Below are 20218 nucleotides of genomic sequence, written 5' to 3' on the forward strand. Positions count from 1 at the left end.
TCCTCTCCCCAGCTCACGGAGGCCCGCTCCCGACACGTCCGTTAAGACCGGTGCGCCCGCCGAGGGGCCTGCACCGGGCGGCGGCCCCGCCGAGGCATCGACGGTTCTGCGGATGGGGCTGGACATCGGCTCGACCACCATCAAGCTGGTCCTCCTGCCCGAGACGCCCGTGGCGGCTCGGGCAGGAGGCGCGGCATCTGCGTCGTCGGCCCCGGTGGCCCCCGTGTTCGCTGAGTACCGTCGTCACAACGCGGACGTGCGCGGTGAGCTGACCCGGCTGCTGGGGGAGGTTGCCCGGGCCTATCCGGGTGCCGTCGTGCGCGGGGCCGTCACCGGCAGCGCCGGGCTGTCCCTGGCCACCCTCATGGGCCTGCCCTTCGTCCAGGAGGTCATCGCCGAGACCGAGACCGTGCGCGTGTGCGACCCGCAGGCCGACGTCATCATCGAGCTCGGTGGTGAGGACGCCAAGATCACCTATCTCCACCCCACCCCCGAGCAGCGCATGAACGGCACCTGCGCGGGCGGTACCGGAGCCTTCATCGATCAGATGGCCCAGCTCCTCCACACCGACGCCGCCGGCCTGGACGATATGGCCTCGCGCTACACCACGCTCTACCCCATCGCCTCGCGCTGCGGCGTTTTCGCCAAGTCCGACCTGCAACCGCTCATCAACCAGGGCGCCGCTGGGGAGGACTTGGCTGCCTCCGTCCTCCAGGCCGTTGTCACCCAGACCATCGCGGGCCTGGCCTGCGGGCGCCCCATCCGCGGCCACGTCATGTTCCTGGGCGGGCCGCTGCACTTCCTGCCCCAGCTGCGCGCCGCCTTCGAGCGCACCCTGGCGGACCAGGTCGACTCCTTCACCTGCCCCGACAACGCCCAGCTCTACGTCGCCATTGGCGCCGCCCTGCTCTCCTCGGGAGAGCCGACGCCGATCTCGGAGCTGTCCACCCGTCTGTCCACCCGCAAGGCCCTGTCCCTGGGCACCTCCCGGATGCGCCCGCTGTTCAAGGACGTCGCCGAGCTGGAGGCCTTCCGCGAGCGTCACGCCCGCGCGCACATCGAGCGGGCCCACTGGCCGGTTCCCGACGGGCCTGCGGAGAAAGAGCCGGGCGGCCAGGATGACGAGCTCGACGATGAGGCCCCCGGTGCGTCGTCGGCGCCGGGGACGAGCGGGGCCGCAGAGCACGGGGAAGGCGACTGCTTCCTGGGGATCGATGCCGGCTCGACGACGATCAAGGCCGTCGTCCTGGACGGGCGCGGGCGGATCGTGTGGGAGCACTACGCTGGCAACGAGGGCGACCCGGTGACGGCCGCCGTGGAGATCCTGCGCCGCATCCACCGCGAGATGCCCGATGGTGTGCGGATCGTGCGCTCCTGCGTCACCGGTTACGGGGAGTCCCTGGTCAAGGCGGCGCTGCGCATCGACGAGGGCGTGGTCGAGACGATGGCGCACTACCGGGCGGCGGCCTATCTCAACCCCGGGGTCACCTCGGTCATCGACATCGGCGGCCAGGACATGAAGTACCTGCGCATCAAGGGCGACGCGATCGACTCCATCAGCGTCAACGAGGCCTGTTCGGCCGGCTGCGGCTCCTTCCTGCAGACCTTCGCCCAGTCGATGGGGCTGAAGATCGGGGAGTTCGCCGAGGCCGCGCTGCACGCCGAGCGCCCGGTGGACCTGGGCAGCCGCTGCACGGTGTTCATGAACTCCTCGGTCAAGCAGGCCCAGCGCGAGTCGGCCACCGTGGGGGAGATCAGCGCGGGCCTGTCCTATTCGGTGGTGCGCAACGCCCTGTACAAGGTCATCAAGCTCAAGGACGCCGACCAGCTCGGCGAGCGGGTTTCGGTCCAGGGCGGCACCTTCCTCAATGACGCGGTTCTGCGGGCCTTCGAGCTGCTCACCGGCCGGGAGGTGGTGCGCCCTGACATCGCCGGGCTTATGGGCTGCTTCGGCGCGGCCCTGAGCGCCCGGGCCTCCTACGACGGCGTGCCCTCCGGTCTCATGAGCCTGGGCGAGCTCTCCCGTTTCAGCCTGACCACCGAGACCGCTACCTGCAAGCTGTGCCAGAACCATTGCCAGCTGACCATCACCACCTTCAACGACGGTCAGCGCCACATCTCCGGCAACCGCTGTGAGCGGGGCGCCACCCAGGAGCGGCGCGCCACCAAGTCCGATCTGCCCAACCTCTACGACTACAAGTACAAGCGGGCTTTCTCCTACCGGCGCCTGCGGGAGGGTGCGGCCACGCGCGGGGATATCGGCATTCCCAGAGTGCTGGGCATGTACGAGAACTACCCCCTGTGGTTCACGGTGCTCACCTCGCTGGGCTTCCGCGTCATGATCTCGGGGCGCTCCAACCATGAGCTCTTCGAGTCCGGCATGGATACGATCCCCTCGGAGAACGTCTGCTACCCGGCCAAGCTCGCCCACGGGCACATCGAGGCCCTCATCGCCAAGGACATCAAGACGATCTGGTTCCCCTGCGTCTTCTACGAGCGCGAGCTGGTCAAGGGCGCCGCCGACCACTTCAACTGCCCGATCGTGGCCACCTACCCCGAGGTCATCCGCAACAACGTCGAGGCCGTGCGCGATGGGCAGCAGGAAGGACCCGACGGCGCCGAGGGGGGCACGGGTCCCGGGGGCTCGGGCGTTCGGATGCTCTCCCCCTTCCTCAACCTGGCCGACCCCGCGACGCTCGCCGAGCGGCTCGTCGAGGTCTTCGCCGACTGGGACGTCACCCTGCCCGAGGCCCGCCGGGCCGTGGCCGCGGGCTTCGCCGAGGACGCCGCCTTCAAGGCCGACGTGCGCGCCGAGGGCCGCCGCGCCCTGAAGTGGATGGAAGACAACGGCCGCAAGGGAATCGTCCTGGCCGGGCGGCCCTACCACATCGACCCCGAGATCAACCACGGCATCCCCGACGTCATCAACACCCTGGGCCTGGCCGTCCTGTCCGAGGACTCCCTCCTACCCGAGCCCGACGCCGCAGCCGCCGACACTGCCGAGGCCACTGGGCAGGCCGGGAAATCCGAGGAGACCGGGGACGCCGGCAAGGCCAGCAGGCCCGGGGAGGCCGAGCCGGGAGGGCGCCCCGCCAGACCGGCCAGGCCCAAGAAGCCCAAGAAGACCGACTGGGCCGCCATCGCCCGCCAGGCCGGCTCGTCACCCGGCACGGACGAGGCCCCCGACCCCGGGGACGGCGCCGAGCACGCCGTCGCCACCGGGGCACTCAGCCGGGCCGTGGCCGCAATGCGCCGCCGGGTGGACGAGCTCCGCCCCGACCCGCAGGCGCCCGCCGACTGGTCCGACGTCACCGGCGTCGGCCTGCCCATGCCCAAGTCCGTGGCCACCGAGGACGTCACCGGGCGCCTGCGGGTGCGCGACCAGTGGGCCTACCACTCGCGCCTCTACCAGGCCGCCGAGCTCGTCACCGCCCGCGACGACCTCGAGCTCGTCCAGCTCAACTCCTTCGGCTGCGGGGTCGATGCCCTGACCACCGACCAGGTCCAGGAGATCCTGGAATCCGCCGGAGGGGTCTACACGAGCCTCAAGATCGACGAGGTCTCCAACCTCGGCGCCGCCACCATCCGCCTGCGCTCCCTGGCCGCCGCCTCCGAGGCCCGTGCCGCGGAGAAGGCGGCTCACGCTGAGGAAGCCGCCGACGAGGCCGACGGCTCTGCCGACGACGCCGTCGAGATCGATACGACAGTCCCCGCCGATGAGCCCTCTGCTATGGCCGCCGACCGGCCGGCGCGGAAGGGCGCTGAGAAGACTGAGAAGGCGGCCGGGCCGCGCGAGACGGGCTTCGCCGTCGGAGGGCGGGAGCTGCCGGGGGCCGCCGGCCCGGTCTTCACCGAGGCCATGCGCGCCACCCACACCATCCTCATGCCCCAGATGAGCCCTGTGCACTTCCGGCCCCTGGAGCCGCTCATGCGGCGCCTGGGCTACAAGGTCGAGCTGCTTCAGTCCGCCACCCGCGATGACCTCGAGGTGGGGCTGCGCTACGTCAACAACGACGCCTGCTTCCCCGCCATCATGGTCATCGGCCAGCTCATCGGCGCCTTCACCGACGGCAGCCACGACCCCGACTCCTGCGTCGTGGCCATCTCCCAGACCGGCGGCATCTGCCGGGCCACCAACTACGCCGCCATGCTGCGCAAGGGCCTGCGCGAGGCCGGCTACCCGCAGGTGCCGGTCGTGGCCATCTCCCTGCAGGGCATCGAGTCCAACCCCGGATTCGAGCTGACCGCCACCATGGGCCTGAAGATGCTCCAGGGCATCATCATCGGAGACACCCTCAACACCTGCCTGCTGCGGGTGCGCCCCTACGAGGTGGTCGAAGGCGCCACCCAGAAGCTCGTCGAGCGCTGGGACCGCATCATCGCCGAGTACTTCGAGCACCGGGGCCGCTCGGCCACCTGGGGCGGGCGCATCGGCTACCGCCGCCTCCTGCGCGAGATGGTCCGCGAGTTCAACGACCTGCCCCGCCGCGACGAGCCTCGGCGCCCGCGCGTCGGCGTCGTCGGCGAGATCCTGGTGAAGTTCCAGCCCGACGCCAACAACCACGTCGTCGACGTCATCGAGGCCGAGGGCTGCGAGGCCGTCGTCCCCGGCCTCCTGCCCTTCTTCCTGTCCGGGCTGGCAACCGCCCAGTGGGAGGCAGACACCTACGGCATCGGCAGGGAGTCCGTGGCCAAGAAGAAGGCGGCCGTGTGGTTCATCGAACAGCTCCAGGCACCGGCCCGCGCCGCTCTGCGCGCCGCCGGCGGCACCTTCGACGTCGAGGTCTCCACGGCCGAGCTGGCCCGCAAGGCCTCGAAGGTGCTCTCCCTGGGCAACCAGGCCGGTGAGGGCTGGCTGCTCACCGGCGAGATGATCGAGCTCATCGAGCACGGCGTGCCTAACATCGTGTGCTGCCAGCCCTTCGCCTGCCTGCCCAACCACGTCGTGGGCAAGGGCATGTTCCGCGAGGTCCGACGCCGCTACCCCCAGGCCAACATCGTCGCCATCGACTACGACCCCGGCGCCAGCGAAGTCAACCAGCTCAACCGCATTAAGCTCATGATCTCCACCGCCCTCATGGCACAGGCCGATTCCGAGCGCGGGGCGCCCGGATCGGAGGGCGGCCTCGGCGCCGCAGCGGCCGGAGACGAGCAGCAGGCCTGCGAGAGCGTGGAAGAGCTGCTGGCGGGACTCGGACCGGTGCCCGATGGTACGCCGTCGTCCCCGGACACCGCCGAGGCACGGCGCCGTCCTCAGCGCGCTCGGGCCCGCTGAGGACGACCGGTGTGAGGACTACTTCTTGGAGTCCTTGGCCGAGCCCTTGACCTCCGACTTGTCTCCCTGGGCGACCACACAGGTGACGTGCCGGTCTCCCTTGGCCCAGGTGTCTTCGCTGGGGGAGAGGTACTCGATCTGATAGCTGGACTTGCCGGCCTCGACCCCCACGTACTTGGTGAAGTCCTCTCCCTGGCAGAAGCCCTCGCCCAGGGACTTGACGGCGCCCTCGTTGGGGAGCTTGTCGACGTCGTCGGGGAAGGTGGTCTGGGCGACGACTTCGTAGGTGTGGGTCTTGGCGCAGTCGACCACGGTGACTTCGCCGACCGGGTTGTTCCCGCCGGCCTTGTCGCTCACGGTGTTGTAGCAATCCCCGACCTTGAGGTCCTTGGTGGCGGTGGAGGTGCCCGAGGAGAACAGGCTGCAGGAGGACAGTCCCATGACGAGGACGGCGGACACGGGCAGAGCGAGGAGCGTGGTCAGGGTGCGCATATACCGAACCGTAACAGTAGGAAACTCGGGATTGTGACGGTTTTCTGCGGGAGCCTGACCACGTGCGGGGAATGGGCTGAAAATACCTGGGATAAGGACCGGGTGGCGACCTGAGACGGAGAGACGGAGAGTCGCCACCCGGCCGGAATGGGGGCAGGACGGTTGATGTAAGGCGTGAGAAGGGCGAAGTTGTTCTTCCCAGACGACGGTCCACCTACGGGATGGTGGCCGGTGTCCTGCTCAACGGAGACAGACTAGGAGTTTCTGGCGGATTTGTTCAATAGGTTGTTAATCGCGTCCCGGATGAAGCATGCAGATGATGCGGTCGCCCTGTTCCCGGCCGGACCGACTGGGGCGAGCAGGAGCGCGGCGGCGAGTGCGATGAGGGACGAGATTCTGCGCGCATGGGTTAACCGTGGCAGGAGCGGCTCGGCCTCGTCGATGGGGAGAGATCCCAGTGGGACTGTTCAAGGCCCCCGGGGACGACGACCGCCTCCTGTTCCAGATCGTGCTTCTCCATCGACTCGAGGTAGCCGTTGCGCCGCTCGGTGTTCGACGGGCGGTCCCGCCATCGACGTGCACGATCCGCCGGTGCCCGAGGCTGCTCTTGATGAGTTCATCGTCGTCGAGCGTTTGGGGATTCTCCTCGTGCCACGACAAAACCCCGGAATCACGAAGATTCCGGGGTGGTGGCGGAGGATGGGGGATTCGAACCCCCGAGGGCTTGCACCCAACACGCTTTCCAAGCGTGCGCCATAGGCCACTAGGCGAATCCTCCAGGTGCTCCACACGGCGACGACCGCGTGCAACGAGAAAGGAATATATCGGACCGCCCATCCCCGGGGCCAGCCCGGGGCGGTGGGATCTGTCACGCGGGGCCGGTCTCGCCGCATCGGCCCCGCGTGGACGCACCGCAGGCCTCGGGGACGCACCTGCCGGGACAGTCCTCGAGCCCTGCGGCGCGTCCTCGACCTCGGGCGGGGGGCGGTGGGGGTGGTTCGCAACCGGGGGCCGGATCGGGTAGTCTCTCGCTCGGCCCCTCGTGCGGCGTCATCCAGCGAATCCCCCAGGACCGGAAGGTAGCAAGGGTAAGCAGGCTCTGGCGGGTGCGCGAGGGGTCCTTACGTGCCCGGGCGGTGAAGAGGGCGGCCTGCTGCGCCCGTTTGCCGGAGGGGGATCAGGCCTCGGCGCCGTCGACCTCCGCCAGACCTCCCCTGGAGAGGACTTCGGCCGAGTAGGCGGCGTTGCGGGCGATGAGGGCCCCGGTGACAGACATGGTTCCTCCGTTTCTCCAGCTGACGATGCGCCGGCTCTCCCATCGTGCCAGATGGCACCCGACTCGCCCGGCGCCTCGCACGGGGTCGGCCCGGCCGATTAGGCTCGGCCCGTGACCACCGCTCTGTACCGCCGCTACCGCCCCGACGCCTTCCAGGAGGTCATCGGGCAGGACCACGTCACCGCTCCGCTCATGGCGGCGCTGCGGGCCGACCGCGTCACCCACGCCTACCTCTTCTCCGGCCCCCGCGGCTGCGGCAAGACGACGTCGGCGCGCATCCTGGCCCGCTGCCTCAACTGCGCCCAGGCCCCCACCGACACGCCCTGCGGCACCTGTCCATCCTGCCGGGACCTGGCCACCGGCGGCCCCGGCAGCCTCGACGTCGTCGAAATCGACGCCGCCAGCCACAACGGCGTCGACGACGCCCGCGACCTGCGCGAGCGCGCCGCCTTCGCCCCGGCCCGAGACCGCTACAAGATCTTCATCCTCGACGAAGCCCACATGGTCACCGCCCAGGGCTTCAACGCGCTGCTCAAACTCGTCGAGGAGCCACCCGCGCACGTGAAGTTCATCTTCGCAACCACCGAGCCGGAGAAGGTCATCGGCACCATCCGGTCGCGCACCCACCACTACCCCTTCCGCCTCGTCCCGCCCGACGTCCTCGAGGGCTACCTGGCCCAGCTGTGCCGGGCCGAGGGCGTCGAGATCGGCCCCGGCGTCTTCCCCCTCGTGGTGCGCGCCGGCGGCGGCTCCGTGCGCGACACCCTCTCCGTCATGGACCAGCTCATCGGTGGGGCGCACGATGGCGGCGTCGACTACCAGCGGGCCGTCGCCCTGCTGGGCTACACCGACACCACCATGCTCGACCAGTGCGTCGACGCGATCGCCGCCGCTGACGGTGCCGGCGTCTTCCGGGTCGTCGACCGGGTCGTCTCCTCCGGGCACGACCCACGCCGGTTTGTGGAGGACCTGCTGGCCCGGCTGCGCGACCTCCTCGTCATCGCCCTAGCCGGCTCCGAGGCCGGCGCGGCGCTCGGCTCCCTGCCGGTCGATGAGCTCGAGCGCATGGACCTCCAGGCCCGCACCATGGGGGCCGCCGCCCTCTCCCGCGCCGCCGACACCACCGCCCAGGCCCTGACCGCCATGGTCGGCGCCACCTCCCCCCGCCTCCAGCTCGAGCTGCTCGTGGCCCGCCTGCTCATCCCGGCCGGCGGTGCTCAGGCCGGTGATGCTGGGAGAGCGCAAGCCCCGGTCGGGCAGGCCGGGGGTGCCGGTCCGGCGCCGTCGCCCGCCCCCGGCGGTGCGGGCGACGGCGCCCCCGGCAGTGCGTCTGGCGGCATCATGCCCTCTGGTTCCGGACGCGAGATGGCCGCCCAGATCGCCCGGCGGGCCTCCGCAGACGCCGCCGGGCGGCGCGGAGTCCCGCAACCCGGGAACGCTGCGGAGCCAGGGGGAGCCGGCGGCCCGGCGTCCGCCCCCCGGACTCCGCAGCCAGACGCCGGATGGGGGCGAGCCACGAGCGCAGGCGGATGGGACGAACCCGGCGGCGCTCCGGCGGATTCTCCGGCGCCGACGTCCGCATCGGCTCCGGCAGCGGGCTCGGCGTCGGTCACACAGGCCAGCCCCGGCGTTGACCGGGACGTCCCGAACGATGACGGCTCGCCCCGCGGGACCGTCTCCACCACCTCCTCGACCTCCGCCTCACCGGGTCCTTCCGCGCCCTCGGCTGCGGCGACGCCACGCCAACGCCCGACTGAACAGCCCTCAGACACCAGACCGGCCGGCGCCCCGGCTGCTCCGAGCGCGCCTGCGGCACCCGGGGCTCACGGGGGCGCGAGTGCTTCCGGCGCGACCGGCCAGGGTGGGGCCGAGGCGGCCGACGCGGAGATGATCCGCACCCGCTGGGAGGAGGTCCTCGAGGCGGCCAAGCGCTCGCGGCGCGCGACCTGGGCACTGGTCGGCCCTAACTCCCGGCCGGGCACCGTCTCCGGGGGCGTCTTCACCCTGCTGTTCACCGCGCCCGGCCTCGTGGGAGCCTTCGAGAACGGCGGACACGGCCCCATCTTCTCCGCGGCCCTCCATCAGGCCCTCGGCCTGCGCCTGGAAGTGCACGCCATCGTCGCCGGCGACGACGGCAATGGTCCCGGCGGATCGGGCGGACCCGGCGGATCGGGCGGACCTGGCGGCGACTCCCACCGTGCCGCCGGTCCTGGTGGTCCGGTTGGAGGAAGTGCCGCGGGCGGTACCGGCCGCAGCGGCGATAGAGGGCCGCAGGGCTTCTACGGCGCCGGTCCATCCGCGGGCCCGTCCGGCGCCCCTCCTCAGACGAGCGCCGTCGACCCCGTCGCTCACGGTGACGAGGCGCCCGGCCTCAGCGCCCCCAGCACTAGTTACGCCCACGACTCGATGGAACCCGGCCCCGCCCCCAGCAGGGGGAACGAGGCCGGTGCGCCCGACATCCGCGATCGAACCGGCGATGACACCGCCCGTGGCAGTGCTGCCGACGCCGATCGGCCCGCCCAGGGCCCAGCGGCACAGTCGCCCGCTGCTGCACCAGCACGGCCGACCGACGTCGAGCCGGCCGACCGTCCCGAGGCGCACAAGCCCGTCTCCACCACCTGGGACGACGGTTCGCCGATCTTCGAGCCCCCGGCCGAGGACGAGTGGGTCGGCGATCCCTACGCCGGGGACCCCGGATACGCCGACCCCGTCGAGCCCGCCGGACCGCTTTCCGCTCCAGCGCCCGGTGCGCGCGCCGGAGCAGCCACGTCCCAGTCGTCTGAGGCGCAGCACGGTCCCGGGCCGTCTGAGTTTCAGGCCGTCTCCCCGGCTTCCTCCACCTCTTCTCCCGCAGTGCCCCCGGCGGCGCCCGCCGCCCATGCGCTCCCGACGGCCTCGCTCCCTGCAGCGCCCTCGGATTCCGATGACGGGTGGGGGCCCGTCGCGATCCCAGGTGGCGGCACGGCATCCGCTCCCGCCTCCGACGGCGCCGGCGCGGACGACGGATGGGGGCCGGTCGCCGTCCCCGGCGGCGACACCGTTGCTGCCCAGGCCGCGCCGTCCTCCGGGTCGTCGTCCCCACCACCCGTTGGCTCTCCCCCTTCGGGAGCGCCCGCGATGCCCGACCCCGAGTCGTCTTCCCCGCATGCTCCGGACGCCTCCGTCCCCGCCGGCCTTCAGGATGGCGCACAGTCCAGCTCCTACGCCCCCCGGTCCTCATCCGCGCCGGTCCCGACTCCGGCCTCACCGGTCACCTCCTCGACGTCGCCGGCGCAGTCCCGTTCCGCTCCTGCCGCGCAGGCGCCCGACGAGGCGCCCCTGGCCACCGTCCACCGTCTGCGCGCCCTGCCGGAGATTCCCGGCGGGGCCGCATCGTCCGCAACCGCTCCCCAGTCCTTCCAGCAGTCTCCCTCCCCCCAGTCATCCCCGCAGCCGCCGGCCGCCGGCAGTGCGCCCGGCGCACCCGACGCCACCGCCGGTTCTCCCGGACTGGCGCCCGTCACCTGGGAGGGGACGGAGTCGAGCCCCTTCAGCCCGGGTCCGGCGCCCGAGGAGCCCGGCGCCTCGAGCGCCGCTCGCGAGGACGATGCCACCTGGGCGCCGTCGGGCATTGCGGGCTCACGGCTGGCTGCCGCCATGGCCGCCGCCCGCGCCGCCGCGCAGGAGACCAGCGCCGACTCCCTGGCCGACGACACCCCCAGTGAGGACGATCCCGATGCCGAGGACGCCGGCGTCGTCGGCATCGAGGTCGTCAAACGGATCCTCGGCGCACAAGTCATCGAAGAGGTCACCGTGACTCAGGAAGGACGCTGACATGCCCGCCGTCTACGAAGGCGCCGTCCAGGACCTCATCGATGAGTTCGGCGAGCTGCCCGGCATCGGCCCCAAGTCCGCCCAGCGCATGGCCTTCCACGTGCTCGCCGCGGACTCGGCCGCCGTCGAGCGCCTCATCGAGGCCCTGCGCGCCGTCAAGGCCCGGGTCCGCTTCTGCGAGACCTGCGGCAACATCGCCGAGGCCCCCCAGTGCGCCATCTGCCGCGACCCCCGCCGCGACCAGCGCGTCATCTGCGTCGTCGAGGAGCCCAAGGACGTCGTCGCCATTGAGCGCACCCGCGAGTATCGGGGGCTCTACCACGTGCTCGGCGGCGCCATCGACCCCATCAGCGGTGTCGGCCCCGATGACCTGCGCGTGCGCGAGCTCTTCAGCCGCCTGGGGGCCGGCGAGGTCGAGGAGGTCATCCTGGCCACCGATCCTGACGTCGTCGGCGAGGCGACCGCCGCCTACCTCACCCGCATGCTGCGCACCATGGCCGTGCCCGTCTCCCGCCTCGCCTCCGGCCTGCCCGTGGGTGCCGATCTGGAGTACGCCGATGAGGTCACCCTCGGGCGGGCCTTCGAGGGCCGGCGCCGGGTCGAGGACTGAAGACTCCTTCCGCCCCCTTTCGCCGAGCCAGGCGTATTTCGCGCAGCCGGGCGGCGGGGAGACTGAGAGAGGAAGAGGAAATCGATCAGCGCGATGGGTAAAACTTGTATAACTAGTTGCCCAGTGCGACCATGGTGGGTGCGAGGGTGCACGGAGCCCTCCCGCTGAGGTGATCCACCTCTACGGACACATCATCCAGGAGCCCTGATGAACGCCGTCACCTGCACTCACGTCACCCGCCGCTTCGGCGACCTCACCGCCGTCGACGACGTCAGCCTTCAGGTCGCCGACGGCGAGATTTTCGGCATCATCGGCCCCAACGGCGCCGGCAAGACCACGCTGCTGTCCAGCATCGAGGGCCTCGACGAACCCACCTCCGGAGAGATCTCCGTCCTGGGGCTGCACCCCGTCAAGGATGCCGCCGAGCTCGCCCGTCGCACCGGAATCCAGCTCCAGCAGGCTGCGCTCCTGCCCCGGCTGCGAGTCGGCGAGGCTCTTGAGCTCTTCTCCTCCTTCTACGACCAGTCCGTGCCCTGGCGGCCGCTGCTGGCGCGCCTCGGCATCGCATCTAAGGAGAAGACCGACGTCGCCCGGCTCTCCGGTGGGGAGCGCCAGCGCGTCTTCATCGCCCTGGCCCTCGTCCACGATCCCGAGCTGCTCTTCCTCGACGAGTTGACCACCGCACTCGACCCCCAGGCGCGCCTGGCCATGTGGGACGTCGTGCGCGACATCCGCGAGCGCGGCAAGACGGTGGTCCTGACCACCCACTACATGGAGGAGGCCGAGGCCCTGTGCGACAGGGTCGCCGTCATCGACCACGGACGCGTCATCGCCCTCGACACGATCCCCGCCCTCATCGCGGCCCACGGCGGCCAGGCCTCGCTACGGCTCAGGCTCGGCGCTCCGGCGCCCAGGACGCTGTCCGACGTCGAGGGCGTCACCTCCGTACGAACCGACGGTGCCGTCACCGTCGTCGGCGGCACGGGCGCTTTCGCCCAGGCGGTCCTATCCCACCTGGCGCAGGCCGACGTCGTCGTGCAAGACATGGAGACCCACTCGCCGGGCCTGGAGGAGGTCTTCCTCAACCTCACCGGACGGGCCCTGAGAGAAGCCTGACCGGCTGGGGCCCCGACCGAGCAATCGCCTACCGACAAACCGAGCGCTGAGAAGAGACACGACCATGCCGACTACGCGCACCCGCCGAACTTTTACAACCCTGCTCGTCATGCTGACCCGCTCGACCCTGCGCGAGCCCGTCGGACTGTTCTTCACCCTTGTCCTCGCCCCGCTGCTGGTGGCGATCCTCGGCGTGCTCTTCGGCAACGACCCCAACCCCCAGTTCGGGGGCCGCGGCTTCATGGACGCCACTCTGCCCGCCTGCGCCTGTCTCGTGGTGGGTATGACTGGCATCATCATCCTGCCCACCAGCCAACTCCAGCTGCGCGAGAGCGGGGCCCTGACCCGCCTGCGGGCCACGCCGCTGAGCCCGCGGGTCTTCGTGGCGGCCGACCTGACCGTCAACTTCCTCATCAGCCTGGTGGGCATCGTCCTGGCGCTGCTGGTGGGAGCGTTCGGCTTCGGGGTGAGGCTCCAGGGCAACCCGGTGGCGGTCCTGGCCGCCGCCGCCCTCGGGCTGGTGGCCTTCCTGGCGCTGGGCTACACGCTGGCCGCCCTCTACCCCTCCTCCCGCGCCGCCACCGGGATCGGGAACGGATTGTTCATCGTCATCATGATGACCTCCGGGGCCTTCGTCCCCCAGAGCCAGATCCCGCAGGGCGTCCAGCGCGTGGCCCGCTACTCGCCCTTCTACTACCTGGTCGACCTCGTCCAGGGGATGTGGTCCGGCCGGTCCTGGGCGGATTATGGGACGGCGCTCGCGGTGCTCGTCGGCATGACGGTGGTCTGCGGCCTGTTGGGGGCGCGGCTGTTCCGGTGGAAGACGGCTTGACGTCGCTCACCTCACGCCGAGCCGGGCAAGTTTCACGTAGCCGGGCGGAAAAACGGTAGGGCTACGCGAAGAATGCCCGGCTCGATGGGGGTGGTTAAGCCAGACGCACGCCGCGTGGCAGTTTGCCGGCTGGGACGCGCAGGCGTCTGCCGGCCACGACCACTCCGCCGGCCCCCAGGGCCGCGAGTGCCACGAGGCTCGCGGGCCAGAAGACCAGGTGCTTCGTCCTAGAGTCCGTGGTGGACGAGCCGAACGGGTCGTCGTAGAAGCTGTCCCCCTCGCAGTAGTTGTGGATGACTCGATCGGGTTTGGGATCGCGCATCGAGTCGACTCCCAGCCCGGTACTCGTCAGGAGGGAGTTGCCCACGGAGTGGTGGTCCAAGGCGGGCTGAATCGGCGCATGAGCGGTGGCGTCCCCCAGGGCGACGAAGGGGTTGGGGGCCAGCATCCACCAGATCCGGTTGGTGCGGGTGACCTCCCGAGTCTCAACATCGGGGTCCGGTCGGCACACGAGCTTGTCATCGGTCGAGTTCGTGTAGTCCACCTCGTAGGTCACTACGGTCTGCTTGCCGGTTACCAAGGAGGAGGCGATGGTTGTGGCCAGGGGCGTCCCGACGGTCAGGGCGGCCATCACGATGTAGGTCAGTACTGCGGAGGCCGAAGGGCGCGCTGTCAGGCTCGAGAACCCCAGGCCGATCGCGCACACCGCCCCCAGGGTGACGCCGAGGATGACCAGGTGAGCCAGGAGCGCCTGCCAGTGCGATCCGCCCGCGATCGTCAGGATGAGAAGGAAGGGCGCAGCCACGCCCAGGAAGGCGATCGCCGCGCCCCAGGCCGCCAGCAGCTTGCCGACGACGATCTCCTGGCTGCGCAAAGCGGTGGCCTGCAGTAGTGCCAGGGTCGCGTCGGCTCGGTCGCCGTTGATCGACGTCGCCGACAGGGTGGGGGCGACGATGAGCCCGATCCCCAGCACGAAGCAGACGACGAGGTCGTAGAGGGAGACGAGGTAATCCTTGGGGGGAGCGCCCGTGGTCTCTAGTAGAGCGATCGTTAGTCCGCCGCACAGCAGGATGAGGACGGCCAGCCAGATCCCCAGCATGACGCGCCAGCGCGTGGCTCTCACCCGTTGGCGCAGCTCGAGCACCATGATGGTGCGTACGCCCGTCCAAGTCATCGGCGTTCTCCTTCCAGGGCCAGATAGGTCTCCTCCAGGGTTCCGGACAGAGGGGCGAAGGAGACGACCTCCACCCCGGCCTCGACGGCCTCGCGCAGCAGGCGGGCCGCCGCGGCGTCGTCGGCGACGGGGAGACGCATGCTCCCGTCCTCCTCAGGCGTGACCGGCAGCTGCTCGGAGCCCGCCCAGTCGTTCAGGTGCCCGGAATCCAGGGCCCGCATCCGCCAGGTCCGGCGCACCGGAACTGGGTGAGTGGCGTCATCGGCCTGCGCGCCGACCGGAACCGGGTCCAACGGCGAGGGGACGGTGGTTCCGTGGGACATGAAGACGACGCCGTCGACCATCTCCTCCATCTCCGACAGGATGTGGCTGGAGAGCAGGACAGTGGTGCCGTCCGAGGCCAGGTCTCGCAGCAGGACGCGCAGGTCGGCGCGCGAGCGCGGGTCCATGCCCGCGGCTGGCTCGTCCAGGAGCAGGACCTTGGGGTCGTGGATGAGGGCGCGGGCCAGGCCCAGACGCTGCTTCTGGCCCCGGGAGAGGACCCGGGCTGGCGTGCGCGCCAGCTCGTCGAGGTGGACCAGGGTGAGCATGTCGACGGCGCGGGTGCGGGCGGCGTCGGCATCCATCTCCTGGGCGGCGGCGAAGGTCAGGAGGATTTCGGTGCAGGTCAGGGAGTCCCAGGTGCCGAAGGCGTCGGGCATCCAGCCCACGGCGCGGTGGACCTCGCGCGACTGGGTGATCGGGTCCAGGCCGGCGACGCGGATCGTTCCGGAGTCCGGGGCCAGGAGGGCCGCCAGCATGAGCAGCAGGGTGGTCTTGCCGGCACCGTTGGGACCGACCAGGCCCGTGATGGCGCCGCCCGGCACCGACATGTCCAGCCGGCGCACCGCGGGCGCCCGGCCAAAGAAACGGGTGAGCTGAGAGACTTCAATGCTCATAGGGGCAGGCTACTGCGTCGTGGGCCGCGGTGGTCGGGGAGAGGTACCCATAGTCGACGGTGGTGGGAGGCGCTTTGGGGTCGACTCGCGCGTGAAGGGCGTGCGGTGGGGGATCAGGTACCGGGCACGCACCATGTGGCCCGCGGGTCACGCGGTGACTGCCCTCTTCGCTCCACCAGTCCCTCGTCGCGCAGTCTCTTGAGCCACCGCAGGACCGTAGGGCGGGATGCGTTGACGCCCGACGCGATCTCTCCCGTGCCCAATGGTCCGGTGCTTCGCAGGAGCGCGACGATCTCGAGTGAGCCCTGAGGCAGTCTCTCGATGACGTCGCTCGAGATAGCCGATGTGGCATCCAGTCTCACGATGACGCTGGTTGAGGTCTGACGATAGTGAGGGTCCGAGAGACCGGCCCGGCGCATGTCGTCAACCATGCGCCGAATGCCTTCGCCGAGCTCCTGTGTGATCCCGAGGTCCGCGCACACCCTCGCGATACGCGGGTTGCGTGCGTATCGCGCGATCTCGAGCGGGCGACTCGGATCGCTCAGTCCGGGAAAACGGCCCGGGCTGGAAACCTCGATGCGGTGGGGGAAGATCGACACGCGGATGTGGTCCCCAGCCATTGAGTAAGAGCGGTGGACGACGGCGTTAACCACGGCCTCCAGCCAGGCGTCCCGAGGGATGATGTCCGTGGGGCCGAAGGTCCCCTCATTCTTCAGGGCCCTGCGCTTGGGGGCCCACTGGTCTATGAGCGTAGCCGCTCTGACGATGACGTTTGGGATGGTGCCCTCGAGGCGTCGATCGCCGTCGGCCTCCATAGTTTGGCGCGCTCCGGTGCCTGTCTCGTCCTCTCGGTATCGTAGGACGCGCACCAGTGCCTGCGGCAGAAGCTGCTCGGGAGCGGTGCCGAAAAGCAGGAGCGCGGCGATGGTGGGCTTGCTGTCATGTGTCAGGAGGCTGCGGCTGCGTAAGACGTGGATGTCATCTCCGCGTGCGCCGATCTCCACTCGTAGTCGATCGATTGCCTCTCCGCTCAGGTCGGCCATCGTGATGCCGGCGGGCTGGGCCTCATACGTCTCCGCCTCCCGGTCGTAGACAAGCTCTTCCCACATCGGGCCGTCAAGCTTCACGGTGGAGTCGCCCATGCGCAGGAAGGCTGTTCCGTCACTGCGCCGGTGTGCGTGTCGGCTGGGAGGCACCTGGGCGACGAGAAGGTGGTCTTGCGCGCCATCGTCGTTCATCACCGAGACCTCCCGGAAGTGGACGCGCAGTGGTGGAGCCACCATGGTCATCGGTACCCGGCGAAGCGTGTTGGTTTGAGAGGGGGTGGAGTCGGTCCCCTCGACCCGCTTCTCGCTCAAGCCGACGACGACGGTTCCTCCTTCTGCGTTCGCCATTCCGATGATGGCCTTGGCGAAGTTCTTCTGATCGACACGGATAGATTTGCGTTCGAACCACTGGTTCTCCGGCATCCGAGCCAGTTGCTCACCGCGCTCGTTGATGGGGAGGTTGAGTAGCGCATCGATGTCGTCGTGGCTCACGGATCTACTCTAACATTTTTAGAGTACGTAAGAGTGGGGTGTCGGCTTCGAGGAGGCGCTTTGGGGTCGACTCGCGCGTGAAGGGCGTGCGGCGGGGCCCGTGAGAGAGCTTCGAGTAGTGTTCAAGTAGCGTTCGAGTAGGTTGGCAGTAGCGCCGTTCAAGGCGAGGCTTTCCTCGTGGTTCCAGCGTTCTACAACATCGAGTCGCTACTCTCAACATTTTAGAGTAGATGCGAGTGGGGGGGGCGGCTCTCGGGTCCACCCGCCCCTCGCGTGGTCCACCGGCGCTGTGATCTCAGAGCCACGTGATATGCCGGCAACACAAGGGGCCCGTATGCTTGCCCCAGCCACGTCGTCGTGGGCGCCGCGCGGCGACGGCTCCAGATCCCGGAGGCTCCTGCCAGGACGCCCGCACCGGCGCGGACTACCTGATGGTAGACACGCACTGATTCCAGGACCTGAGGAGCGCCCATATGGCACTGGTCGTCCAGAAGTACGGAGGCTCGTCCGTCAGCGACGTCGACGCGATGCGACGCGTCGCCCGGCGCATCGTCGCCACCCGCAAGGCCGGTAACACGGTCGTCGTCGTCGTCTCCGCGATGGGGGACACGACCGACGAGCTCCTTGACCAGGCCGCTGCCCTGACGAGTGACGCCCCTGCCCGTGAGATGGACATCCTGCTGTCCGCCGGTGAGCGCATCTCCATGGCCCTGCTCGCCATGGCCGTCGGCGAGCTCGGCGTGCCTGCCCGCGCCTACACCGGCGCCCAGGCCGGGGTCCTCACCGACTCCAAGTACGGCAAGGCCTCCATCGTCGGGGTGCTGCCCGAGCGCGTGGCCCGCTCCATCCAGACCGGCGCGGTCGCCATCGTCGCCGGCTTCCAGGGCATCAACGAGGTCGAGGACACCACCACCCTGGGGCGCGGCGGCTCCGACACCACCGCGGTCGCCCTGGCCGCCGCCCTCAACGCCGACGTCTGCGAGATCTACACCGACGTCGACGGCCTGTTCACCGCCGACCCCCGCATCGTTCCCACCGCCAAGCGCATCGAGTCCCTCTCCAGCGAGGAGACCCTGGAACTGGCCGCCCACGGCGCCAAGATCCTCCACCTGCGCGCGGTGGAGTACGCCCGCCGCTTCGGGGTTCCTCTGCACGTGCGCTCCTCCTTCTCCGACAAGACGGGAACCTGGATTTACGACGGCCGCCGGCAGGGCGCCTTCGTGCCCTCGGTCGTGGCTACCCAGCTCGACGACGTCGTCGCTGCCGATATCGCGACGCCGGGCAGTCCTGCGACCCCCGCTTCCCCGGCCAGCGCCGTCACTCCCGCGAGCTCGGCGAGTCAGGGGAACTCTCCCGCCGCCGCTGCCCCGCCCTCAAACCCCGCCGGACTCGACGACGGGCCCTCGGCCGCCGCCGTCGACACCGCGCACCGCAACGCCATCGCCGCGCGGGCCCAGGCCCGCCCCCGCCCGTCCGCCAAGGAGGACCACGTGGAAGCCCCCGTCATCTCCGGAATCGCCCATGACCGCAGCCAGGACAAGATCACGCTCGTGGGCGTGCCCGACGTCCCCGGCGCCGCCGCCCGCATCTTCGCGATCGTGGCCGGTACCGACGCCAACATCGACATGATCGTCCAGGACGTCTCCGCTGAGGGCACGGGCCTGACCAACATCTCCTTCACATGCCCCTCCGGCGACTCCGCCACCGCTCGCGCCGCCCTGGAGTCCGCCCGCGAGGAGCTGGGCTTCCGCAGCCTGCACTTCAACCCCGACATCGGCATCCTGTCCCTGGTGGGGGCCGGGATGCGCTCCAACCCGGGGGTCTCGGCGCGCCTGTTCGGCGCCCTGAGCGAGGCCGGGGTCAACATTCACATGATCTCCACCTCCGAGATCCGCATCTCGGTAGTGGTCGACGACGCCGCACTCGACGAGGCCGTGCGCGCCGTCCACTCTGCCTTCGGCCTCGACGCCCAGGCCGCCGAGGCGGTCGTCTACGGAGGGACCGGACGATGAGCAAACCCGTGAACACCTACACCGGAGTGGCCGACGGCGTCGCCGTCGCCGTCGTGGGGGCCACCGGCCAGGTCGGCCGCGTCATGCGCGCCATGCTGGCCGAGCGCGACTTCCCGGCTCGTTCGGTGCGCTTCTTCTCCTCGGCCCGCAGCGCCGGGACCGTCGTGGATTTCCGTGGCGCCCGTGTTGAGGTCGAGGACGTCGCCACCGCCGACCTGACCGGCATCGACGTCGCCATCTTCTCCGCCGGGGGCGCCGCCTCGCGCGAGCACGCCCCCCGCTTCGCCGCGGCCGGGGCCGTCGTCGTCGACAACTCCTCGGCCTGGCGGAAGGACCCCGAGGTGCCGCTCGTGGTCAGCGAGGTCAACCCGCACGCCCTGCGCGAGCGCCCCAAGGGCATCATCGCCAACCCCAACTGCACCACCATGGCGGCCATGCCCGCCCTCAAGGTGCTGCATGAGGAAGCCGGGCTCGTTCGCCTCATCGTTTCGACCTACCAGGCCGTCTCCGGCTCCGGGCGGGCCGGGGTGGCCGAGCTGGCCGGGCAGGTGCGCGCCGTCGTGAACGAGGACATGGAGGGCCTGGCCCTGGACGGGCGGGCCGTCGAGTTCCCCGCGCCGGAGGTCTACGTCGACACCATCGCCTTCAACGCCGTGGCCTGGGCCGGGAATGACGCCGGCGACGGCTCCGGTGAGACCGATGAGGAGCAAAAGCTGCGCAACGAGTCGCGCAAGATCCTGGAGATTCCGGACCTGCTGGTCTCCGGCACCTGCGTGCGCATCCCGGTGTTCTCCGGCCACGGGCTCAGCATCAACGCCGAGTTCGCCCGCGAGATCAGCGTCGAGCGCGCCCGCGAGCTGCTGGAGGCGGCGCCCGGCGTCACCTACCAGGACGTGCCCAGCCCCCTCAAGGGCGCCGGCCGCGACGGCACCTTCGTGGGGCGTCTGCGCGCCGACCAGGCCTTCGCACCGGGCCACGGCCTGCAGTTCTTCGCCGTCGGGGACAACCTGCGCAAGGGCGCGGCCCTCAACGCCGTCGAGCTCGCCGAGCTGGTGGCCGCCGAGATCCGGGGCTGACTGGGTCTTCTTCTCCGCTGAGCCGGGCATTTCTCGCGTAGGGCGACTGTTTTTCGGTAGGGCTAC

At 70.3% G+C, this 20218-nt stretch carries 11 protein-coding genes, 1 tRNA gene and 1 other RNA gene; 8 read left to right on the forward strand and 5 right to left on the reverse strand.

Annotated features, from left to right (window positions below):
- Positions 1 to 112: 112 nt before the first annotated feature.
- Complete coding sequence (locus FK256_RS08065; RefSeq protein WP_141424418.1) at positions 113 to 5275, forward strand: acyl-CoA dehydratase activase-related protein; 5163 nt, start codon at positions 113 to 115, stop codon at positions 5273 to 5275.
- 18 nt (positions 5276 to 5293) lie between these two features.
- Here FK256_RS08065 and FK256_RS08070 read toward each other — a convergent pair whose 3' ends face one another.
- Positions 5294 to 5767 carry a septum formation family protein gene (locus tag FK256_RS08070; protein ID WP_009234502.1) on the reverse strand — a complete coding sequence of 158 codons (474 nt, stop codon included), beginning with the start codon at positions 5765 to 5767 and terminating at the stop codon, positions 5294 to 5296.
- 690 nt (positions 5768 to 6457) lie between these two features.
- Positions 6458 to 6545: transfer RNA gene (locus tag FK256_RS08075), tRNA-Ser, on the reverse strand.
- A gap of 253 nt (positions 6546 to 6798) precedes the next feature.
- Here FK256_RS08075 and ffs point away from each other — a divergent pair.
- The 5 genes from ffs to FK256_RS08100 all read left to right on the forward strand — a co-directional run bounded on the left by ffs (position 6799) and on the right by FK256_RS08100 (position 13414).
- Positions 6799 to 6893: signal recognition particle sRNA small type (gene ffs, locus FK256_RS08080), an RNA gene on the forward strand.
- 261 nt (positions 6894 to 7154) lie between these two features.
- Positions 7155 to 10856, forward strand: coding sequence for a DNA polymerase III subunit gamma and tau (locus FK256_RS14615; protein ID WP_141424398.1), 3702 nt, complete (start codon positions 7155 to 7157; stop codon positions 10854 to 10856).
- A 1-nt stretch (position 10857) separates the two neighbouring features.
- On the forward strand, positions 10858 to 11466 hold the full coding sequence (gene recR, locus FK256_RS08090) for a recombination mediator RecR (protein ID WP_009234497.1): 609 nt from the start codon (positions 10858 to 10860) through the stop codon (positions 11464 to 11466).
- A gap of 207 nt (positions 11467 to 11673) precedes the next feature.
- Positions 11674 to 12582 (forward strand): ABC transporter ATP-binding protein, encoded by a 909-nt coding sequence (locus tag FK256_RS08095; protein WP_021606500.1) that lies wholly within the window; start codon positions 11674 to 11676, stop codon positions 12580 to 12582.
- A gap of 64 nt (positions 12583 to 12646) precedes the next feature.
- Positions 12647 to 13414, forward strand: coding sequence for an ABC transporter permease (locus tag FK256_RS08100; protein WP_141424399.1), 768 nt, complete (start codon positions 12647 to 12649; stop codon positions 13412 to 13414).
- Positions 13415 to 13508: 94 nt separating this feature from the next.
- On the opposite strand, the gene FK256_RS08105 is transcribed toward FK256_RS08100, so the two are convergent.
- From FK256_RS08105 to FK256_RS08115, 3 genes are all read right to left on the reverse strand, one after another.
- On the reverse strand, positions 13509 to 14588 hold the full coding sequence (locus FK256_RS08105) for an ABC transporter permease (protein WP_141424400.1): 1080 nt from the start codon (positions 14586 to 14588) through the stop codon (positions 13509 to 13511).
- Positions 14585 to 15526: an ABC transporter ATP-binding protein gene (locus tag FK256_RS08110; protein ID WP_141424401.1), complete on the reverse strand. Its 942-nt coding sequence runs from the start codon at positions 15524 to 15526 to the stop codon at positions 14585 to 14587. Before FK256_RS08110 ends, FK256_RS08105 begins: the two co-directional genes overlap by 4 nt.
- A 113-nt stretch (positions 15527 to 15639) precedes the next feature.
- The gene (locus tag FK256_RS08115; RefSeq protein ID WP_141424402.1) at positions 15640 to 17064 is read right to left on the reverse strand and encodes an ATP-binding protein; all 1425 of its coding nucleotides are present in this window, start codon (positions 17062 to 17064) and stop codon (positions 15640 to 15642) included.
- Positions 17065 to 17537: 473 nt separating this feature from the next.
- On the opposite strand from FK256_RS08115, the gene FK256_RS08120 reads away from it, so the two are divergent.
- Positions 17538 to 19076, forward strand: a complete 1539-nt coding sequence (locus FK256_RS08120; protein WP_021606495.1) for an aspartate kinase — start codon at positions 17538 to 17540, stop codon at positions 19074 to 19076.
- A complete protein-coding gene (locus tag FK256_RS08125; protein ID WP_021606494.1) occupies positions 19073 to 20152 on the forward strand; it encodes an aspartate-semialdehyde dehydrogenase in 1080 nt (359 codons plus the stop codon). Before FK256_RS08120 ends, FK256_RS08125 begins: the two co-directional genes overlap by 4 nt.
- Positions 20153 to 20218: the final 66 nt, after the last annotated feature.

It is taken from the genome of Actinomyces johnsonii, assembly GCF_006546835.1.
In the GTDB taxonomy this organism is placed as follows: domain Bacteria; phylum Actinomycetota; class Actinomycetes; order Actinomycetales; family Actinomycetaceae; genus Actinomyces; species Actinomyces johnsonii.